The sequence below is a fragment of the Bacteroidota bacterium genome, assembly GCA_005882315.1.
Taxonomy (GTDB): domain Bacteria; phylum Bacteroidota; class Bacteroidia; order Chitinophagales; family Chitinophagaceae; genus VBAR01.
Window position 1 is genome coordinate 1543692 of sequence record VBAR01000001.1, and the last position, 20377, is coordinate 1564068.

14 protein-coding genes and 3 tRNA genes are annotated in these 20377 nt (G+C 38.7%); 9 read left to right on the top strand and 8 right to left on the bottom strand.

Annotated features, from left to right (window positions below; translation table 11 throughout):
* Nucleotides 1-21 precede the first annotated feature (21 nt).
* The 6 genes from E6H07_06420 to uxuA all read left to right on the top strand — a co-directional run bounded on the left by E6H07_06420 (nt 22) and on the right by uxuA (nt 11319).
* Nucleotides 22-3363, top strand: a complete 3342-nt coding sequence (locus E6H07_06420) for a hypothetical protein (GenBank protein ID TMI65548.1) — start codon at nt 22-24, stop codon at nt 3361-3363.
* On the top strand, nt 3360-5441 hold the full coding sequence (locus E6H07_06425) for a thioredoxin domain-containing protein (protein TMI65549.1): 2082 nt from the start codon (nt 3360-3362) through the stop codon (nt 5439-5441). The genes E6H07_06420 and E6H07_06425 overlap by 4 nt, the downstream gene beginning before the upstream one ends.
* A 108-nt stretch (nt 5442-5549) precedes the next feature.
* On the top strand, nt 5550-6821 hold the full coding sequence (locus E6H07_06430; protein ID TMI65550.1) for a glucuronoxylanase XynC: 1272 nt from the start codon (nt 5550-5552) through the stop codon (nt 6819-6821).
* A gap of 125 nt (nt 6822-6946) precedes the next feature.
* Nucleotides 6947-8275 (top strand): xylose isomerase, encoded by a 1329-nt coding sequence (gene xylA / locus E6H07_06435; GenBank protein ID TMI65551.1) that lies wholly within the window; start codon nt 6947-6949, stop codon nt 8273-8275.
* Nucleotides 8276-8306: 31 nt separating this feature from the next.
* Nucleotides 8307-10055: a sodium/solute symporter gene (locus E6H07_06440; GenBank protein TMI65552.1), complete on the top strand. Its 1749-nt coding sequence runs from the start codon at nt 8307-8309 to the stop codon at nt 10053-10055.
* A 109-nt stretch (nt 10056-10164) separates the two neighbouring features.
* Nucleotides 10165-11319, top strand: a complete 1155-nt coding sequence (gene uxuA, locus E6H07_06445; protein ID TMI66482.1) for a mannonate dehydratase — start codon at nt 10165-10167, stop codon at nt 11317-11319.
* A gap of 323 nt (nt 11320-11642) precedes the next feature.
* Here the strand turns inward: uxuA and E6H07_06450 are convergent, their stop codons facing one another.
* The 8 genes from E6H07_06450 to E6H07_06485 all read right to left on the bottom strand — a co-directional run bounded on the left by E6H07_06450 (nt 11643) and on the right by E6H07_06485 (nt 15481).
* Complete coding sequence (locus tag E6H07_06450) at nt 11643-12257, bottom strand: hypothetical protein (protein ID TMI65553.1); 615 nt, start codon at nt 12255-12257, stop codon at nt 11643-11645.
* A gap of 126 nt (nt 12258-12383) precedes the next feature.
* Nucleotides 12384-12460 (bottom strand) — tRNA-Asn (locus E6H07_06455).
* A gap of 75 nt (nt 12461-12535) precedes the next feature.
* Nucleotides 12536-12889 (bottom strand): Rieske 2Fe-2S domain-containing protein, encoded by a 354-nt coding sequence (locus tag E6H07_06460; protein ID TMI65554.1) that lies wholly within the window; start codon nt 12887-12889, stop codon nt 12536-12538.
* On the bottom strand, nt 12889-14079 hold the full coding sequence (gene hflX, locus E6H07_06465) for a GTPase HflX (GenBank protein ID TMI65555.1): 1191 nt from the start codon (nt 14077-14079) through the stop codon (nt 12889-12891). Before hflX ends, E6H07_06460 begins: the two co-directional genes overlap by 1 nt.
* Nucleotides 14080-14162: 83 nt before the next feature.
* A complete protein-coding gene (locus tag E6H07_06470) occupies nt 14163-14903 on the bottom strand; it encodes a PorT family protein (GenBank protein TMI65556.1) in 741 nt (246 codons plus the stop codon).
* A 112-nt stretch (nt 14904-15015) separates the two neighbouring features.
* A tRNA-OTHER gene (locus E6H07_06475) sits at nt 15016-15089 on the bottom strand.
* Between the two features lie 27 nt (nt 15090-15116).
* Nucleotides 15117-15190 (bottom strand) — tRNA-Met (locus E6H07_06480).
* Nucleotides 15191-15241: 51 nt separating this feature from the next.
* The gene (locus tag E6H07_06485) at nt 15242-15481 is read right to left on the bottom strand and encodes a hypothetical protein (GenBank protein ID TMI65557.1); all 240 of its coding nucleotides are present in this window, start codon (nt 15479-15481) and stop codon (nt 15242-15244) included.
* A gap of 174 nt (nt 15482-15655) precedes the next feature.
* Between E6H07_06485 and E6H07_06490 the strand changes: the two genes are divergently transcribed.
* The 3 genes from E6H07_06490 to infB all read left to right on the top strand — a co-directional run bounded on the left by E6H07_06490 (nt 15656) and on the right by infB (nt 20342).
* On the top strand, nt 15656-16126 hold the full coding sequence (locus E6H07_06490; protein ID TMI66483.1) for a ribosome maturation factor: 471 nt from the start codon (nt 15656-15658) through the stop codon (nt 16124-16126).
* Between the two features lie 13 nt (nt 16127-16139).
* Nucleotides 16140-17387, top strand: coding sequence for a transcription termination/antitermination protein NusA (gene nusA, locus E6H07_06495; GenBank protein ID TMI65558.1), 1248 nt, complete (start codon nt 16140-16142; stop codon nt 17385-17387).
* A 114-nt stretch (nt 17388-17501) separates the two neighbouring features.
* Nucleotides 17502-20342, top strand: coding sequence for a translation initiation factor IF-2 (gene infB / locus E6H07_06500; GenBank protein ID TMI65559.1), 2841 nt, complete (start codon nt 17502-17504; stop codon nt 20340-20342).
* Nucleotides 20343-20377: the final 35 nt, after the last annotated feature.

Genomic DNA, 20377 nt, shown 5'->3' on the forward strand with positions numbered 1-20377 from the left:
TGTTTAAAAAAATCTTGATTGATGAAAAACAAGACAACGAGTTGCCTATTTCGATTTTATGCTTTCGCTATCCTTATTTGTCTTATTGTGATAAGTTGCAATAACAATAATAATGAGACCGTGACCCCTGGTTCACCATTTTTCAAAAAAATTTCTTCAAAGCAAAGCGGTATTACATTTATCAATGCTGTCGACGAAAATTATGATAAAAATTATTTTGACAAGTTTGCTTACGTGTACAATGGCGCAGGTGTAGCTGTTGGTGATATTAACAATGATGGGTTACAGGATATTTATTTTACTGGGAATGAAGTTCAAAATAGGTTATACCTGAATGAAGGAGGAATGAAGTTTAAGGATATTACAGTTTCGGCGGGTGTAGATGGCGGTAAAGGATGGGATAATGGAGTTACTATGGTTGATATTAACAATGATGGACTGCTGGACATTTATGTTTGTAAGGGTGGGTTTGAAGATTCTGACGATGAAAGAAGGAATTTGCTATATGTAAACCAGGGTAACAACACATTTAAAGACGAAGCCAAAACATATGGCTTAGATGATGATGGATATTCCCAACACTCAGCTTTTTTCGATATGGACAATGATAATGATCTGGATCTGTTTCTTACCAGCAGGCCGGATTCATTTTACCTTGGTTTGTCAAGAATGGTATCTGGTAAAAGAGAACCAAAAGATAAATGCAGGGCTAAGCTTTATCGTAATGATGACGGTAAGTTTACTGAAATTGGAAAAAAAGCAGGGATCAATCACACATTCGGATATGCACTTTCAGTACTGACAGCTGATTTGAACAATGACGGGTATGCTGACATTTTTGTCTCCAATGATTATGCAGATAACGATTATATTTTTATCAATCAGAAAAACGGCACTTTTAAAGACGAAGTAAAAAGTTTGACGAACCATTTGTCACTTTTTTCGATGGGAGCTGACATTGCTGATATCAACAACGATGGCTATGAAGATATTTATGTAACTGAGATGTTGCCTGAAAATTATAAACGATCAAAGGTTTCGATGCCAAGAATGGATGTTGAAGGCTTTTGGGCTATCGTTGATAGTGGATTTCAGAAGCAATACATGCATAATGCATTGCATCTGAACCAGGGAAATGGATTTTTTAGTGAAATATCACAATTGGCAGGTGTAGCGAAAACGGAGTGGAGCTGGGCTACATTATTATCTGATTTTGATAACGACGGAAAGCGGGATATCTATGTAGCGAATGGTTACCGTCGTGATCTTTTTGATGGGGATATTTTAAAAAAACAAGATGAATACGTAAAAGCAAACATGCACAAGTATTCATCCGGCGAAGAGATGTTTGAAAAAGGATTCAAGGACTATATGGAAATATACAATCCCATCAAAGTCAGAAACTATTTATTCAGAAACAAAGGCGATCTGCAATTTGAAAACGTTTCAGAAGCATGGGGTTTAACAGATAGTACATTTTCTAACGGTGCTGCAATTGCAGATTTTGACAATGACGGAGATATTGATCTGGTCGTAAATAATCTTGACCAGGAAGCTTTGCTTTATGAAAATGCTACTGACAAAAAAAATAATTATATAAGAATAAAACTGGAAGGTCCTGAAAAGAACCATGATGGAATTGGTGCCAAGGTCTCGCTTTACTATGACGGTAAAATGCGTCAATTCTTTCAGCAAAAAACAGTTCGGGGGTATATGTCTTGCAATGAGCCCATTGTACATTTTGGTCTCGGTCAAACGACCAAAATTGACAGCATTGTCATCAAATGGCCTGATGGGAAAGAGAACTCTCTAAAGGAAATCACTTCGAACCAGGTTATAAAAGCAGTGTATAAAAATGCAGAAACAAATCACTATTCATCACCGGTGTTTAATTCTTCTTTTATCGAAGCAACAAACCAGTTTTTAAGACAACCATTTGTACATAAGGAAAACAAGTATGATGAATACGTAGACCAGATCTTATTGCCTCATGAATTTTCAGTTAGCGGACCTTTTATTGCTACAGGCGATGTAAATGGTGACGGCGAAGAAGATTTTTATGTTGGAGGAGCAAAAAACCAGGCCGGTGCTTTATACAGGTTTCAAAATGGAGGGTTTGTTAAGCAAGTTGAACCTGCATTTGAAGCTGACAAAGATTATGAAGATCTTGGTACAACTCTCTTTGATGTTGATGGTGACGGTGATCTCGATCTGTATGTTGTCAGTGGCGGCAGCGAATTTCCAGATGGGTCAAAGATGTACCAGGATAGATTATATGTGAATGATGGAAAAGGAAACTTTTCAAAGTCATCACTTCCGCTAACAGTAAGCAGCGGGTCTTGTGTCATTGCATTTGATGTTGATGGTGATAATGATCTTGACATTTTCAGGGGTGGGGAAGTCTTGCCACATCAATATCCCAAGCCACCTCAAAGTTATTTACTCATTAATGAAAACGGCAAACTGATCGATAAAACCAAAGAATTAGCTCCCGATCTATTGCAGATTGGTATGGTTAAAACAGCAGTAGCGGCGGATCTGAATGGAGATAAAAAGCCAGAACTGGTTATTTCAGGCGAATGGATGCCTATAAAAATTTATGAATATACCGCTGGGAAGATGACAGATATTTCAAATAAATATGGCCTTGAAAAAACAGAAGGTTGGTGGAATAAAATTGTTGCAGATGACATTGATGGTGATGGCGACCTTGACCTGATTGCAGGCAACCTTGGCGAGAACTATAAATTTTCAGCGAGCAAAGAAAAACCTTTTGAAATTTATGCAAAGGATTTTGACAACAATGGCACTAATGACATTTTTCTGGCAAAGCATCTTGGCGATATCACTGTTCCAATTCGCGGCCGTGAATGCACTTCGCAACAGTGCCCGATAATAGCAAAGAAATTCCCTACTTACCTTTCATTTGCCGAAAGTGACCTGAAGGGTATTCTGGGCGAAGAGATCGAAAATGCCTATCACAATCAAGCCTATCTTTTTTCTTCCGTAATTTTTATCAATGACAAAGGAAAGTTTACAATAAAGAAATTACCAGTTGAAGCGCAACTATCAACTGTAAATGGCATATTGGTAAATGATTTTGATGGCGATGGCAAAAAAGATATACTGATTGCGGGAAATAAATTCAATGTGGAAGTAGAAACGACACCGGCAGATGCATCAGTTGGTTTGTTTTTGAAAGGGACGGCGGATGGAAGTTTCATCAGCAGAAACCCGGCAGAAAGTGGCTTTTTTGCACCTTATAATGTAAAGGACATTAAGACGATCAAAACAAAAGTCGGAGTTGCCGTACTGGTAAGTTCAAATAATGATTCATTGCGAATTTTTAAGAACAAAAAATAGGTCAGTTTATAAAAAATCTTTTTTCAATACTGTTCATTATTCTTCTTTCTGCATGCAGTAGTGGCGGTAAGAAGAACAGGTTAGCAACAGCTTCCAGTCCTTACCTGCAACAACATGCTGATAATCCTGTTAATTGGTATGAATGGAATGATGAAGCACTTACAATTGCGAAAAAAGAAAACAAGCCACTTCTTATAAGTATTGGATATGCTTCCTGTCATTGGTGTCATGTAATGGAGAAGGAGTCATTCATGGATACTGCAGTTGCGAGGATAATGAATGAGAATTTTATTTGTATAAAAGTAGACAGAGAAGAAAGGCCCGATATTGATAATATATATATGTATGCTTGCCAGTTGATCTCCGGTGGCGGGGGATGGCCTTTGAATGCGTTTGCCTTGCCTGATGGTAAACCTTTTTTTGCAGGCACCTATTATAGCAAAGCCGGGTGGATGAGTTTGCTGACAAATATTTCAAAAGCATATAAAGAAAAACATGGCCTGGTAGTTAAACAAGCTAATGAATTGACAAAAGGAATTGCTGACGAAGAATTCTCTTTTAATAGAGTTGATAGTACAGCTACTGTAATGAACAACCAGGAGTATCAAAATTTATTTGACAGCGTTTACTCAAAAACAGATACTGTAAATGGAGGTTTAAAAGGTTCGCCAAAATTCCCAATGCCTGCAGTAACTGAATTTTTACTTCAGCATTACTATTTCACCGGGAATAAAAAAGCTCTCAATGCAGCATCAATGACATTGTACAAAATGGCTCTCGGCGGAATTTATGACCATCTCGATGGAGGATTCGCCCGGTATGCAACAGATAATGAGTGGCACATTCCTCATTTTGAAAAAATGCTTTATGATAATGCACAGTTGATAAGTTTATATGCACACGCATATCAAATAACACAAAATGATTTTTATAAAACTATAATTACTGAAACAATTTCTTTTATTGAAAGAAACCTGGCTTCTTCACATGGTGGTTATTACAGCTCGTTAAATGCCGATACAGAAGATGGTGAAGGTGATTTTTATACATGGAAAGAATCCGATTTTAAAAAAATTACAGGCAATGAAAATTTATTGACAGAATATTTCAATGTGAGCCCGATGGGTAATTGGAATAAGGGAAATAATATATTATTCGCAAATTACACTCCACAGGAATTTGCAGTTTTTAAAAAACAAACACCGGGTCAATTCATTTCTCTTTTAAATAAAACTAAAAAGGTATTACTTGAAGAAAGAAATAAACGAAATAAACCGGCCGCTGATACAAAAACTTTAACTGCCTGGAATGCCATGATGCTTAAGGCCTATGCCGATGCTTATATTGCAACTAGTACAGAAGATTATTTAGCTAAAGCAATGATAATCGCAAAATTTCTTGAAAAAAATATGCTTGGCAATGATGGTAGCTTAAAAAGAAATTTTAAAGACGGAAAAACCTCAATTAATGGTTTCCTTGATGATTATGCATTGACAGCTTCTGCGTTCATAAAACTTTATAGCGTCAGTTTTGACATAAATTGGATCACCCTTGCAAAACAAATTACTGATCATGCTATCAAAAATTTTTACAGTAAGGATGCCGGATTGTTTTATTACACAGCATCAAATGAATCAAAACTTGCTGTAAGGAAAATGGAGATTGATGACGACGCAATTCCTTCTTCCAATTCAATAATGGCGGGTGTACTTTATTCGCTTGGCGTTATTTATGACGACAGTTCTTATAGTGATATATCCAAGGGGATGCTGACATCAGTAATAACCAAAGTAAATCTATTCCCGGTTTATCATGCCCAATGGTGCAGCCTGGCCGGGCTCTTTTCGCAAGGTACTTATGAAGTAGTAGTGATGGGTAAGGAAGCAAATACAAAGAATAAGGAACTACAAAAAAAATATTTGCCGGATTGTGTGTTCATGGGTGAGACAGATAAAGAGAATCTTCCTTTGTTGGAAGATAAGTTACCGGTAAATAAGACATTAATATATGTATGTACAAATAAGGTATGTAAAAGGCCTCTTGAAGATGTATCTCTGGCATTGAATCAAATAAAATAAAAACCAAGGAAATTGATTTTGTTTTTTTTCAATAGATTTCGGTTACTCATATTAGTAGTTGTATTGGCTTTATTGAGATAAAAAGTAAATAAGTTTATTTTTAATACTATGAGACAAAAAATTATTTCTTCAAATACATTAAATCAAATATTGCTACAACTGATTTTGTTTTTGTGTCTATTGTCATGCTCTAAAAAAAGCAATAATAATACAGGTGGAGGCAATACAAATGTTATTGAAGCAGAGGTGACCATTTTAGCAAATGAAAACAACCAAGTGATACAGGGCTTTGGTTGTGCTACAGTTTTTGCTCCGTCTAATACCACGCCTTTAACTACCGATGAGTTTGACAAGCTTTTTGGCTCTGACAATAACCAGGTTGGATTGAACTTTCTTAGAATAAGAATTGCGTCAGATGATGCATGGAGAGCAACGGAATTGAACCATGCTAAAGCCGCCATACTGCGAGGAGCAAAAGTATTTGCCAGTCCGTGGAGTCCTCCGGCAAGAATGAAAACAAATAACAACATTATTGGTGGTAAACTTATTCCGGATAGTGGAGCCGCATATGCAAAATATTTGAATGACTTTGCTCTTTATATGGAAACAAACGGAGCTCCATTATATGCTGTATCTGTTCAAAATGAGCCCGACTGGGATCCAAGCTATGAAGGCTGTGTTTGGACTGCCTCAGAAATGAGAGATTTCATAAAGAACCAGGGAGGCTTAATCACAGCTACCCGTTTAATAGCCCCTGAGTTGGTTAATAATAATCAGACCTATGTGAATACAATTTTATCTGATGACGCCGCGGTAGCAAATTTAGATATTGTAGGAACACACTTGTACGGCGGAGGTATTGTAGAAAATGCATTGGCTAAAACAAAAAGCAAAGAAGTATGGATGACAGAACACTTAGACACCCTAACGACTTATGCGGCTAATATGAATACGGCTGTTGAAATTCATGATTGCTTTACCAAAGCAAATTTCAGTGCATATATCTGGTGGTATGGCAAACGATTTTATGGTCTTATCGGACAGGATGGAAGTGTTACAAAGCGGGGATATATGATGTCCCAATTTGCCAGGTTTATTAAACAAGGTTCGGTTCGGTTAGGAACAACAACAAACTCCTTGTCAAATGTTTTAATATCTGCATATAAGAGTGGCAGCAAAAAAGTTATTGTAGTAATAAACAACCTGCAGGCAGATGTAAAGCAAAAAATTACGGTAACTAATGCATCTTTGGGGAATGTTATACCATATACCACAACATTCCTCAAAAATGCAGAGCCGGGAACAAGCATAGCGGTTTCAAATAATTCTTTTGTTTATACACTTCCATCGTCGAGTGTAGTAACATTTGTTGAACAATAAAAAATGATACATATGTTCTTTGATGCAAAATATTATAAATGAAGTTTTTTAAGTAGGTATAAGCAGTGTTAAAAGGGAGGGTGAAAATACATCCTCCCAATTTTAAATTTTTAAAATTAATATATATGTCAGTAGTTACAGGCAACAAGGTTTTTTTTAAAAGTATTGGTATTATCAAATACGAAGGTGTTGAGTCAGACAATCCTTTTGCGTTTCGTTGGTATGATGAAACCAAAATTGTGGCAGGTAAATCAATGAAAGATCATTTGCGGTTTGCTTGTGCCTATTGGCACTCATTCTGTGGTAGCGGTGCTGATCCGTTTGGTGAGCCTACTCATTTATTTCCATGGAATGAAAAAAAAGATGCAGTAGAAAGAGCAAAAGATAAAGCAGATGCTGCTTTTGAATTCATCACAAAACTCGGATTACCTTATTACTGCTTTCATGATGTAGATGCAGTTGATTATACAAATGATGTAAATGAAAACGACAGGAGATTGCAGGCAATTACTGCTTATCTCGGTGAAAAACAAAAAGCAAGTGGTGTAAAACTATTATGGGGTACAGCCAACTTATTTTCCAACAGGAGGTATATGAATGGCGCTGCTACCAACCCTGATTTTCATGTACTGGCTCATGCAGCTGCACAAGTGAAAGCAGCATTGGATGCAACGATTGCATTAGGCGGCGAGAATTATGTTTTCTGGGGCGGAAGAGAAGGATACATGAGTTTATTGAATACAAACATGAAAAGAGAGAAAGAACATCTTGCAAAATTTTTACATACGGCTAAAGATTATGCAAGAAAGAATGGCTTCAAAGGAACTTTCTTTATTGAGCCTAAGCCTTGCGAGCCCAGCAAGCATCAATACGATTATGATTGCGAAACGGTGATTGGTTTTTTACGCCAATATGATCTATTGAATGATTTTAAATTAAATATTGAAGTAAACCATGCAACATTAGCAGGTCATACATTTCAACATGAGTTGCAGGTGGCTGCTGATACAGGACTGCTCGGTAGCATGGATGCTAACCGAGGCGATTATCAAAATGGATGGGATACCGACCAGTTTCCCAATAATATTAATGAACTGGCGGAAGCAATGGTGGTGATCATAGAAGCAGGAGGATTTAAGGGTGGTGGTATCAACTTCGATGCAAAGATCCGCCGTAACTCAACTGATGCCGAAGATCTGTTCCATGCGCATATCGGCGGTATGGATACATTTGCAAGAGCATTGCTCATCGCAGATAATGTTTTACAAAGATCCGACTATAAAAAAATACGCAGCGACAGGTATTCATCATTCGATAGCGGAAAAGGAAAAGAATTTGAAGAAGGAAAACTATCTTTAACTGACCTGAGAACCTATGCCGTTGAAAATGGTGAACCTCCTGTGAAAAGTGGCAAGCAGGAATATTTGGAAAATATCATCAACCGGTTTATCTAAGACTTATTATTTATAATCAAAACAGATTGCTATGCTTACATGGTTAGACTGGATCATCATCTTATTTTACTTTGCAATTATTGCAGGTATTTCATGGTGGGCAGTAAAAAAGAAAGACAAAAATTCTGCTGATGATTATTTTCTTGCCGGCCGTCACTTAGGATGGTTTGTTGTCGGTGCTTCCATTTTTGCATCTAATATAGGATCGGAACATCTGGTTGGGCTTGCAGGTTCAGGCGCAACAGATGGTGTTGCATTAGCACACTATGAATTACATGCATGGTGTTTGTTAGTATTAGGTTGGGTAATGGGACCCTTTTTTATGCGTTCCAAAGTGTTTACCATGCCGGAGTTCCTGGAAAGAAGATTTACCCCAACGGCAAGAACAGTTCTGTCACTTATTTCATTGTTTGCATATATCCTTACTAAAATTGCAGTTGGCATTTTTGCAGGTGGTGTTGTATTCAGGGCACTCTTACCGGACGTAAACATCATGGGTATGGATTCATTCTGGATCGGTTCAATCCTGCTTATTATTTTAACCGGTATCTATACTATTATTGGCGGATTAAGAGCAGTTGTTTATACTGAAACACTTCAAACATTTGTAAAAATCATCGGGGCTATTCTTGTAACGTATTATGGACTGCAAGCTTTGGGCGGTTGGGACAGGCTGAAAGAAATATGCGGTGCTGAGATGTTTAATTTATGGAAACCTGTTGTACCAGATGGAGTAGAAAGTACATGGGCCCCTGTAAAAGAGACAGCAAAACAAGCATGGTATTTTAATGATAAATATCCATGGCCTGCTATGTTGTTGTGTGCACCGATTATTGGTTTGTGGTATTGGTGTACTGACCAGTATATAGTACAGCGTATTTTAGGTGCTCGTGATGATAAACAAGCAAGACGTGGTACCATCTTCGCCGGCTTTTTAAAACTCACTCCTGTTTTTCTTTTCATTATTCCCGGTATGATTTGTTTTGCTTTGGCAAAAAGCGGAATGAATGCCGATATACAACAACGCTTGATGAATACAGATGGAACTGTGAACCGCGAAGCTGCGCAAGGAGCATTCACTATGTTAGTGACGCATGTACTTCCTGTTGGTGTAAGAGGTATTGTAGTTGCAGGTCTACTTGCTGCATTAATGAGTGCATTGGCAGGTGTATTCAACGCATCATCTTCATTGTTCACGATGGATTTTTATTCAAGGTTCAGACCCAATGCATCACAGGAAAAATTAGTACGGGTTGGAAGAATAGCTACTGTTGTTATGGTAGTTATCGGGTTACTTTGGATACCAGTAATACAGGGTGCAAAAGGGTTATACGATTATTTGCAGGGTATACAGGCATATCTGGCGCCGCCCATATTTGTTGTTTTCTTCTTTGGAGTATTTATGAAACGGCTCAACGGTCCCGGTTGTATAGCAACATTACTAACCGGTTTTGCAATGGGCTTATTCCGCCTGATCGTTGATACACCAGTTAAACTGGGAGGAGCTGCATATACAGAAGGCTCTTTCCTTTGGATCGTTAATAATATTTTCTTCCAGTATTATAGTCTTTTAATAACTATTGTCTGCATCCTTGTATTTATAATAGTAAGCTATGTGACCAAGCCACCGGAACTTGCTAAGATCAGTGGACTTACTTTTTCTACTTTGTCGGAACAAGACAGGTTGGAAAATCGTTCATCATGGAATTGGAAAGATGTTGTGCTTTCAATATTAATGGTTGCAGCGATCATAGCGATTTATATGTACTTCACCGGATAGCCAGTAGCTAGTGGTAAGTAGCAAGTGAGTTAAAACTTCCCACTTGCTACTCGCTACTTCCGACTCCCCTTATTTGAATTACTTTTACAAAAAATCTATCAGCATGTTGATGCATCAAACCATGCGTTGGTATGGCCCACACGACCCGGTAAGTTTATCAGATATACGCCAGGCGGGCTGCGAAGGTGTGGTAACAGCATTGCACCAGATACCTGTTGGCGATATATGGCCGGCAGATGAAATTTATGAAAGAAAAGAACTGATTGAAGATGCAGGTATGACATGGACTGTGATCGAGAGCCTGCCGGTAAGCGATGATATAAAGAGACAAACAGGAAATTATAAGTTTCATATTGAAAGTTATAAACAAAGCCTTCGCCATATTGCTGAATGCGGGTTAAAAGTTGTTACATATAATTTTATGCCGGTACTCGATTGGCTGCGTACAGATATCTATTATGAATTACCGGATAAAAGCACAGCACTGTATTTTAACAGGCTGGATTATTTAGTGTTTGATTTGTTTTTGCTTCAACGACCCAATGCTGAAAAAGATTATTCAGCAACTGAAATTGAAAAAGCAAAACAACATTTTGCAAAAATGCCCGAAGAACGCAAAATAATTCTTTTTGGCAATATGATGTTGGGTCTGCCGGGTAGTGATGATGCATTTACACCAGAACAAGTATTAACTGAATTAAAAAAATATGAAGGCATCGATAAACAAAAATTAAAACAACATTTGTTTTATTTCTTGCAGCAAGTTATTCCTGTAGCAGAAGAATGCGGATTAAAAATGGCCATTCATCCGGATGATCCACCTTACCCTGTTTTGGGTTTGCCAAGAATTGTAAGCACTGAGCAGGATGCAGCCGATTTGATCAACGCTGCTCCATCACCTGCAAACGGATTATGCTTTTGCACCGGATCATATGGCGCAAGAGCTGATAATGATATTCCGAAAATGCTCAAACGTTTTGGTGATAATGTTCATTTTCTTCACCTGCGCAATACAAAACGTGATGCAGACGGTAATTTTTATGAAGCGGATCATCTTGCTGGTGATACAGATATGTATGCAGTAATAAAAGAAGTGTTGGAAATTCAGAAACGCAGAAATATTTCCATTCCCATGCGACCCGATCACGGTCATCAAATGCTTGATGACTTGAAAAAGAAAACCTATCCCGGTTATTCTGCTATCGGTCGATTAAAAGGACTGGCTGAGTTGAGGGGGGTAGAGTATGCGTTGAGCAGGAGTTAATTTTTACAAATAAAAAGGCTCGGAAAATTCAGAACCTTTTGCTCCCCTTATTTACGAAAGATGCAGCTACAAAAAGCTATCTGATATTACAATTAAGTATCTATTTTTTGTAAATGGTATCTGTCCTAGAAGTCGATCTGTTCCAAATAATTCTGGAAGGCTAAATCTAACTGCGAACCGAACTAGCCCGACTACAAGTAAACATACTACCCGTTTCAGCAATCATTTTCCTCAGAAATATTTTTGTATTTTTTTGATGACGATATTGGTCTTGGCATTTATTGATTGGTTTCAACCTGATCTTTTGGATCTATAAACGATGGCTAGCTACTTTGACAAAACTGTAGGACTTCATCACATTGCTTTAGGCACTCCTCCCTTTGATTGTCAAGTAGCGTATCCAAGCCAATTTGTCTAAAGGCGGACTCCAACTCTTCTTCACTCAGCTTTAAGTCATCAGCCTTCAGCAATTCATCACACAATTTTTCCACCATGGACCAAACTTCCTTATTGCTAAGAAAATCGATCAAAAATCGCAGACAGAATTCTTTTAGCTTATCCCCATCGATCTGATAGAAAAGTGTAAAAACATAAGCATTGTCCCGGAACGAAGAAATATCGCCGCCCGCAAACAGCCAATCTATAATCGTATTATCAGCTATTATCTCCCCTTTTCTATCTCTTATCGCGTCAGCACCCTGTAGATACATATTCTCACCTATCACTCCAGCAAACAAGGTTATCGCTAATGCTGTGTGATCCTGCTCATCATTCAATAGAGGTCCGTTAATATACAATGTTCCATTGTCCTCACCATTCATAACTGAATCTGCATTCACAACAACTTTTTCAATTTTAATTTTTTGACGAAATAGTCGCGCAATAATAGCGTGACAACATTCGTGAATGCAAACCCTTTTTATGTCGATATTAGTCATGAGAAAATCAGTTATTAGAAAATTATTAAAAAGGCAATTCAACAATAACTTACCTTAAATTTAATGGAAGACTAGAAAATCAAAAAAGGGTTACACTTATCAAAGTATAACCCTTTTACTTTTATATCGCTCCTCAGTCAGGACTTGAACCTGAGACCCTCTGATTAACAGTCAGATGCTCTAACCAACTGAGCTACTGAGGAAGATCTTCCCTTTGTTATTGGGGCAGCAAAAATAGGGAAAAATCGTTTTGGGAAAAACAGAAATCTCAATTGATTTTAGCCGAATAACCAGCTTTTATTTTCCATACCCACAAAAACCCCGTCTTCCCTAATCTCTACCGGCCAGTGTTTCAGGTAGTAACCTTCGCCGGTTACATTGCGGCCATTATTCATATCATATTTATAACGATGAAGTGGACAAACCACATTTCCTAAGGAGTCAATGGATCCTTCTGCAAGTATGCCTCCGGCATGAGGGCATTTGTAAGCAAATGCAAAAACAGCGTCTTTAAATTTTCCAAGGCATATCTTTTTGCCTTTTATTTCCACTACCGCAATATTATTAGAAGCGAATTCAATTTCGTTCACATGATTGGCTGTTTTATACCAGGTATAATCTTTTTCAGACATTAATAGAAAAACTCAGCTTTATAAGGATAGCGTATCCGGTAAAGCTCTCTTACCTTATTTAAAATTGTATTACGCAGTTGATCAATATTTTTCTTTTCAGTAGCAGAAATAAAAACGGTGTTACCATTTGTCTCCCGTTGCCAGCGTTCCTTCAGATCATTGAGGATCTCTGTTTTTGTTTCTTCATTCAGCCATTCGTCAAATGTATATCGTTCATACAAGTCCATCTTATTGAAAATGGTAATGACGGGCTTGTCATATGCTTTCAGGTCCTGCAAAGTTTTATTTACCACACCCATCTGATCTTCATAATTCGGATGTGATATATCCACCATATGCAAAAGAATATCTGCTTCTCTCACTTCATCCAAAGTACTTTTAAAACTTTCAACTAAATGATGCGGTAGTTTGCGGATAAAACCAACCGTATCACTTAACAAGAACGGAGTGTTTTCAAAAACGATTTTGCTTGTTGTAGTATCAAGTGTAGCAAACAATTTATTTTCGGCAAAAACATTTCGTTTGCTCAGGAGGTTCATCACGGTTGATTTACCGACGTTGGTATAGCCTACCAATGCAACACGGATAAACTCACCTCGGTCCTTACGTTGTGTATAAGATTGTTTATCGATCTCTGCAAGTTTTCTCTTTAGCAAAGAAATTTTCTCCCGTACAATACGACGGTCAGTTTCAATCTCAGTTTCACCGGGGCCTCTTGTACCAATACCACCACCCAATCGTTCAAGGTGTTTCCACATCCCTCGCAATCTTGGCAATAAATATTGGTATTGTGCCAGCTCCACCTGTGCTTTGGCCTGCGCCGTTTTTGCACGTCTCGCAAAAATGTCAAGTATCAGATCGCTTCTATCAATTGTTTTTGCATCAATTGCTTTTTCAATATTATTGATCTGTGCGCCGGAAAGTTCATCATCAAATATTACAACACGGATATTTTTTCCCGAGATATAATCTTTTATTTCTTCCAGTTTTCCTTTGCCAACAAATGTGCGGCTATCAGGATGCTGCAATTTTTGTGTAAATCTTTTTACTGCTACTGCACCTGCTGTTTCTGCAAGAAATGCAAGTTCATCAAGATACTCCTGTACCTGCTGATCAGTTTGATCTTTATGAATCAATCCAACTAGTACTGCCCGCTCTTCGTTTTCGAATATTTTTTTCTTTTCAATCATGTAGTTACTTTAATCAGCCGCAAAAATAAAGAAGCAATCCCGCTAATATGGGATTGCTTCTTTATTTTATATCACAAATAATTTTATAAACCGCTAATCTGTAAACCGACTGCCCACGGATTTACCTTTGGTGCTAACCCGTCTTTGAACAACTGACTGATCTGGTAACTTCCAAACAAACTGAAAATTCCATATCCAACACGGGCAGTAGCAACGAACCGGGTCTTATTGATAAATCTTTTGCTCAGTTCTTTTTGAATGTACTCGTTTGTCCCTCCGGCGGCACCAACATAATCTTTGCCACGGGTATGTGCATTGGTAACTGTTCCCACCTTCATACCAATTGCTGCTTTGAATGATCTGTTGCTTTGCATCGGGTTTTTTGTATACCGCAATTCAAGTGGGGCCTCAAGATATGACACGGCTAATTTATATTTATCAAAATAAGCGGTGTCACTTCTGTCATCGATCGTTAATGTAGTAGTGAGGTCTTTGATGCCGAGGTACATTTTATCAAAATAGATATGATCACTACCGAAACCCGCACCAATGCCAATGCTTATTTTCTGGTTTGTCTTTACCGGGAAATCAAACATAAAGTACAAATTAACCGATTTAGGAAACCCCTTGGTGTTAATGCTATCTGGTTTGCCGGCCCACCCAGCCCAACCAAACTGAAACATCAGGTGGTCATTAGCACGACCCGAAAGGTCGATAACAGGTTTTTTCTTAGGGTTAACAGGGTATACAATTTTTGTACTGTCCTGGGCATTTAATGTTATTAGCATTATACAGCAAAACAAAGAGAGAACTGATTTCTTCATAAACAATGAGTAAAAAACAAATGTATTTTCAATGCGGTTAACAAAAGGTTAAAGAACCTGATTGAAAATAGGATGAATAAAAAAGCGGAAACATGTTCCGCAGTTTGATAAGTGGACCCTGTTGGGATCGAACCAACGACCCTCCCGATATGCATCGGGATGCTCTTGCCGCTGAGCTAAGGATTCAGAAAACACAAAGAACTAAAATAACTGTGGACCCTGTTGGGATCGAACCAACGACCCCCTGATTATGAGTCAGGTGCTCTAACCGTCTGAGCTAAGGGTCCTCGGATTTTATCTCCGGGCGGCAAAAATATAGAATTAATGCGAAGCCAGAACTATTTTATCTCTTCGAATTCTATATAATCTCCGGGCTTGTCTTTTGTTATTTGAGGTTCTTTTTCAGGTGCAGATTGTTCCCCTTGCTGCTTTGCGTACTCGTTCATCCGCTCATTCATTTCCCTGAATTGTTTTTTTACCTGCCGGGTAGTGCGGTAAACAGGAATGATGAATTGAAATATGATTTTGTATCCCAGGTAAATCAGGAAGGCATACAACAGAATTTTGAAAACTGACATGGGGCAAAGTTATTCGCAGCAGGTAAATAAGCCCAGCTTCTTTTCATAAATGGTAATTAAAATATCATGATTCTTTTTTACTAAATTTTGGCAGGTATGAGCCTCATCCTTACATTTGCAGCGGAATTAGAACACAGAAGGGAACGGAATCGTTCCCTTCTTCATTTTCCGGTTATGAACGAAGGCACCCAGTTTAAGGCTATTGAGCAGTTGGTAGAAGCTGTAATTGATTCAGCAGCAGGTGATTTTCTTGTTGAGCTCAAATTCCTGCCCGGCAATAACATTAAAGTATTTGTGGACGGTGACCAGGCTATAGCCATTGCCAGGCTGGTTCAATATAACAGGGGCTTGTACAAAAAAATCGAAGAAAGCGGCCTGTTTCCGAATGGAGATTTCGCATTAGAGGTTTCTTCTCCGGGGCTTGACGAACCTTTGAAAATGCACCGGCAATATGTAAAGAATATTAACCGGTTTGTGGAAGTGATAAAAAAGGATGGACTGAAAACTGAGGGTCAGCTTATTGATGTACAGGAAAATGAAATGGTGATACAGGAAGAAAAAGGCAAGGGAAAAAAGAAAGAGTTGGTGTTACACACCATTCCATTTACAGAAGTTAAATCAACAAAAATTCAAATAAAGTTTTAAGAAAGCTACAACTATGGCAAGTATCAACTTAATTGAAGCGTTCCAGGAGTTTAAGGATGCAGAAAACATTGACCGCCCCACAATGATGAAAGTCGTGGAAGATGTGTTTAAAACATTGCTTCGTAAAAAGTATGGAAGTGATGAAAATTTTGACGTGATCGTGAATGCTGAAAAGGGTGACCTCGAGATCATTCGCCGCCGCATGATCGTGGAAGATGGGCAGGTAGAAGATCCTTTAGCGCAGATAGCTTACAGCGATGCAATAAAAATTGAACCTGATTTTGAAGTAGGTGAAGAACTTTACCAGGAAATTGACCTTTATGATTTTGGTCGTCGTGCCATCCTTGCTGCCAAGCAAACACTGGCTAGTCGTATCAGCGATCTGAAGAAAAATTTACTGGCCAAAAAATATGGCGAACGTGTAGGAGAGATCACTAGCGCAGAAGTATACCAGGTTTGGAAAAAAGAAATATTGCTTCTGGATGAAGAAGGTAATGAACTGATACTTCCTAAAAGCGAACAGATACCACAGGATTATTTCAAAAAAGGTGAATCGATTCGTGCCGTTGTAAGGAAAGTGGATATGAAAAATAACACACCAGTTATTATTCTTTCCCGTACTTCACCTGAGTTTCTTGCTAAACTCCTTGAAATTGAAGTGCCTGAAATCTTCGACGGATTGATAGTGATTAAAAAGATCGTCCGTGATCCAGGTGAAAGAGCTAAGGTTGCGGTTGAATCTTTTGATGACCGTATCGATCCGGTGGGTGCCTGCGTAGGTATGAAAGGAAGCCGTATTCATGGCATTGTTCGTGAATTGAAAAATGAAAATATTGATGTGATCAACTGGACAGCTAATACACAGCTGCTGATCCAGCGTTCATTAACACCGGCGAAGATCACCAGTATGGATCTTGATACTGAAGGCAAACATGCAAGTGTCTTCCTGAAACCTGATCAAGTATCATTGGCTATTGGTCGCCGTGGTGTAAACATCAAACTGGCCTGTGAACTTACCGGTTATGAAATTGATGTATTCCGTGATAATGAAGGTGAAGTAAACGAATTTGATATCGACCTTGATGAATTTAGCGATGAGATAGAAACATGGGTGATAGATGAACTGAAGCGCATCGGTTGTGATACCGGAAGAAGTGTGTTGAATTTAACACCTGAAGAACTGGAGCGTCGTACCGATCTGGAGAAAGAGACAATTGATGAAGTAAGAAGAGTATTGAAAGAAGAATTTGAAAAGGAATAATGAGGTTGGAAAAGTCATATTAGTCAAACAAGTCAAATGAGTGACATACTAATATGATAGATATGACTCATTTGATTTTTACTGATAAGACTTAATGACAATTAAATAAACTGAATGGCAGAACTTAAATTACCAAGATTATTAGCCGCCGCAAAGGAATTCAACATCGGGCAGGATACGTTGATCGATTTTCTCATTGGTAAAGGATTTGGAAAAGATGACCTTAAACCAACATCCAAACTGACTGAGGATATGTACCGTTCCCTGCAAAATGAATTCTCAAGCGACAAAGCTGCAAAAATCAAGAGTGATTTGGTGGATTTACCTAAAGGCGGTGTGGCTGAAGCAAAGAAGAAAAAAGAGGAAGAAGAAATTGTTTTCAAAAAAGAAACAAAGAAAACAAAAGTCGAAGAGCCTGCACTAGCACCTGCACCCGTTGTAGAAGAAGTAAAACCCGCCAAAGAAATTAAAGAAGAACCTAAGCAGGAAGAAATAACAAAAGTAGAAGCTCCTGAAATTGAAACTCCAAAGGTTTTAGATAAAATTGATCTATCAACTATTGATTCATCCACCCGCCCTAAAAAAGGTGTGAAGAAAAAAACAGAGGAAGTTGAAGCGAAAGAAGAAAAACCGGTAGAAGAAAAAAAGCCTGAAAAGAAAAAACCAAAGAAGACCGAAGTTGTTGTAGAACCCGTGATAGAAGAAATAAAGGAGAAAATTGAGGAGGAAGCGCCGCCAATGATCGAAAATATCAAGGCGGATAAATTAGAAGGACCAAAGATCTTAGGAAAAATAAATTTACCTGTAGATAACGATACAAGACCAAAGAAAGATGAGAAACGTAAACGCAAACGTATTCCCATCGAAAAGAAAGATGTACCACAGCAGGAGAATCGTGATAGACCCCGTCCTCCGCAGCAAGGTGGTGGAATGGATAGAAGACCGGGACAAGGACACGGTCAACAGGGTGGTGGTCGTCGTGATCAACATCAGCATAGACCGGCTGGCGGTCATGGGCATCGTCGGGAGGACAAAATAATTGACGAAAAAGAAATACAGGAAAAGATAAGAGAGACGCAAGCCAAACTAACCGGCGGTGGTGGCCGCGGCAAAAGCATGAAGGCAAAAATGCGCCGTGAAAAGAGAAATGAAATGGCTGATGCTGCAGGTGAAATGGTAGACGATAAGAAACTGCAGCTAACAGAATTTATCAGCGTAAGTGAGTTGGCAAGTTTGATGGATGTAAGTTTTGCTGATGTTATCAGTAAGTGTATGGGCCTTGGTATCATGGTATCCATCAATCAGCGTCTTGATGCAGAGGTAATTGAACTGGTAGCAAGTGAATTCGGATATACGGTAGAGTTCATCGATATGGAAAAACAAATGGAGATGGAAGAGGAAGCTGATGAAGACGATGATGAAGATCTTGTATTCCGTTCACCAATTGTTACCATCATGGGTCACGTTGACCATGGTAAAACATCTTTGCTTGACTATATCCGTCGTGAAAATGTAGTAGCAGGTGAAGCAGGTGGTATCACCCAGCACATCGGTGCCTATAAAGTTTCATTGCCTAATGGAAAAGAAATAACATTCCTTGATACCCCTGGTCACGAAGCTTTTACTGCCATGCGTGCAAGAGGTGCAAAGGTTACCGATATCGCAGTGATTGTTGTAGCTGCAGATGATGCAGTGATGCCACAAACCCGTGAAGCGATCAGCCATGCGCAGGCAGCAGGTGTGCCAATGATCTTTGCAATAAATAAAATTGATAAAGACGGGGCCAACTCTCAAAAAATATACGAGCAGCTTTCACAAATGAATTTATTGGTGGAAGAATGGGGTGGTAAATTTCAAAGCCAGGAAATTTCTGCGAAGAAAGGATTGAATGTTGATCTGCTGCTTGAAAAAATATTACTTGAAGCTGAATTGCTTGACTTGAAAGCAAATCCGGACCGCGAAGCATCGGGTACTATCATTGAAGCTTCGTTGGATAAAGGACGTGGATATGTAGCAACCATACTGGTTGAAAACGGAACATTAAGCAATGGTGATCTTGTTGTCAGCGGTCAATACTATGGTCGTGTAAAAGCGATGTTTAATGAAAGGAATAAAAAACAAGACGAAGCCGGTCCTGCATCACCGATATTATTACTCGGTTTGAATGGTGCCCCGCAGGCTGGAGAAAAATTCCGTGTGTATGATGATGAGTCAGAAGCAAAAGAAGTAGCCAACCGCCGTGCACAGATCTTACGTGAGCAAGGTATACGTACCAAAAAACATATTACACTTGATGAAATAGGAAGACGTTTGGCTCTTGGAAATTTCAAAGAATTGAATGTGATCATCAAAGGTGATGTGGATGGTTCGGTTGAAGCATTGAGTGATAGCTTACAGAAATTAAGTACACAAGAGATCGTGGTAAAAGTGATTCATAAAGGGGTTGGTCAAATTACAGAGAGTGATGTTACACTCGCCAATGCATCAGATGCGATCATTATCGGCTTTAATGTGCGTCCATCATTGCAGGCTGCAAGAATGGCGGAGAATGAAGCAATCGAGATCAAGATGTACTCTATCATTTATAATGCTATTGAAGAGATCAAGAGTGCGATGGAAGGAATGCTGGAGCCAACTGTACAGGAAAAGATTGTTGCCAATGTAGAAATACGGGATGTGTTCAAGTTTGATAAGGCTACTGTTGCAGGTTGTTATGTGAGGGATGGAAAAATAAAACGTGATTCTAAGATCCGTTTGATACGTGATGGTATCGTTATTTACCCGACTGCTGAAGGCGTTAGTGCCGAGCTGGGCTCTTTAAAACGATTTAAGGATGATGCCAAAGATGTACAGGCTGGTATGGAATGCGGATTGACAGTTAAAAATTATAATGATATAAAAGTGGGTGATGTGGTGGAAGCGTATGAGGAAGAGGAAGTAAAGAGAACACTTTAGTTCGGAATTTAGGAGTTCGGAGTACTATTAACTCC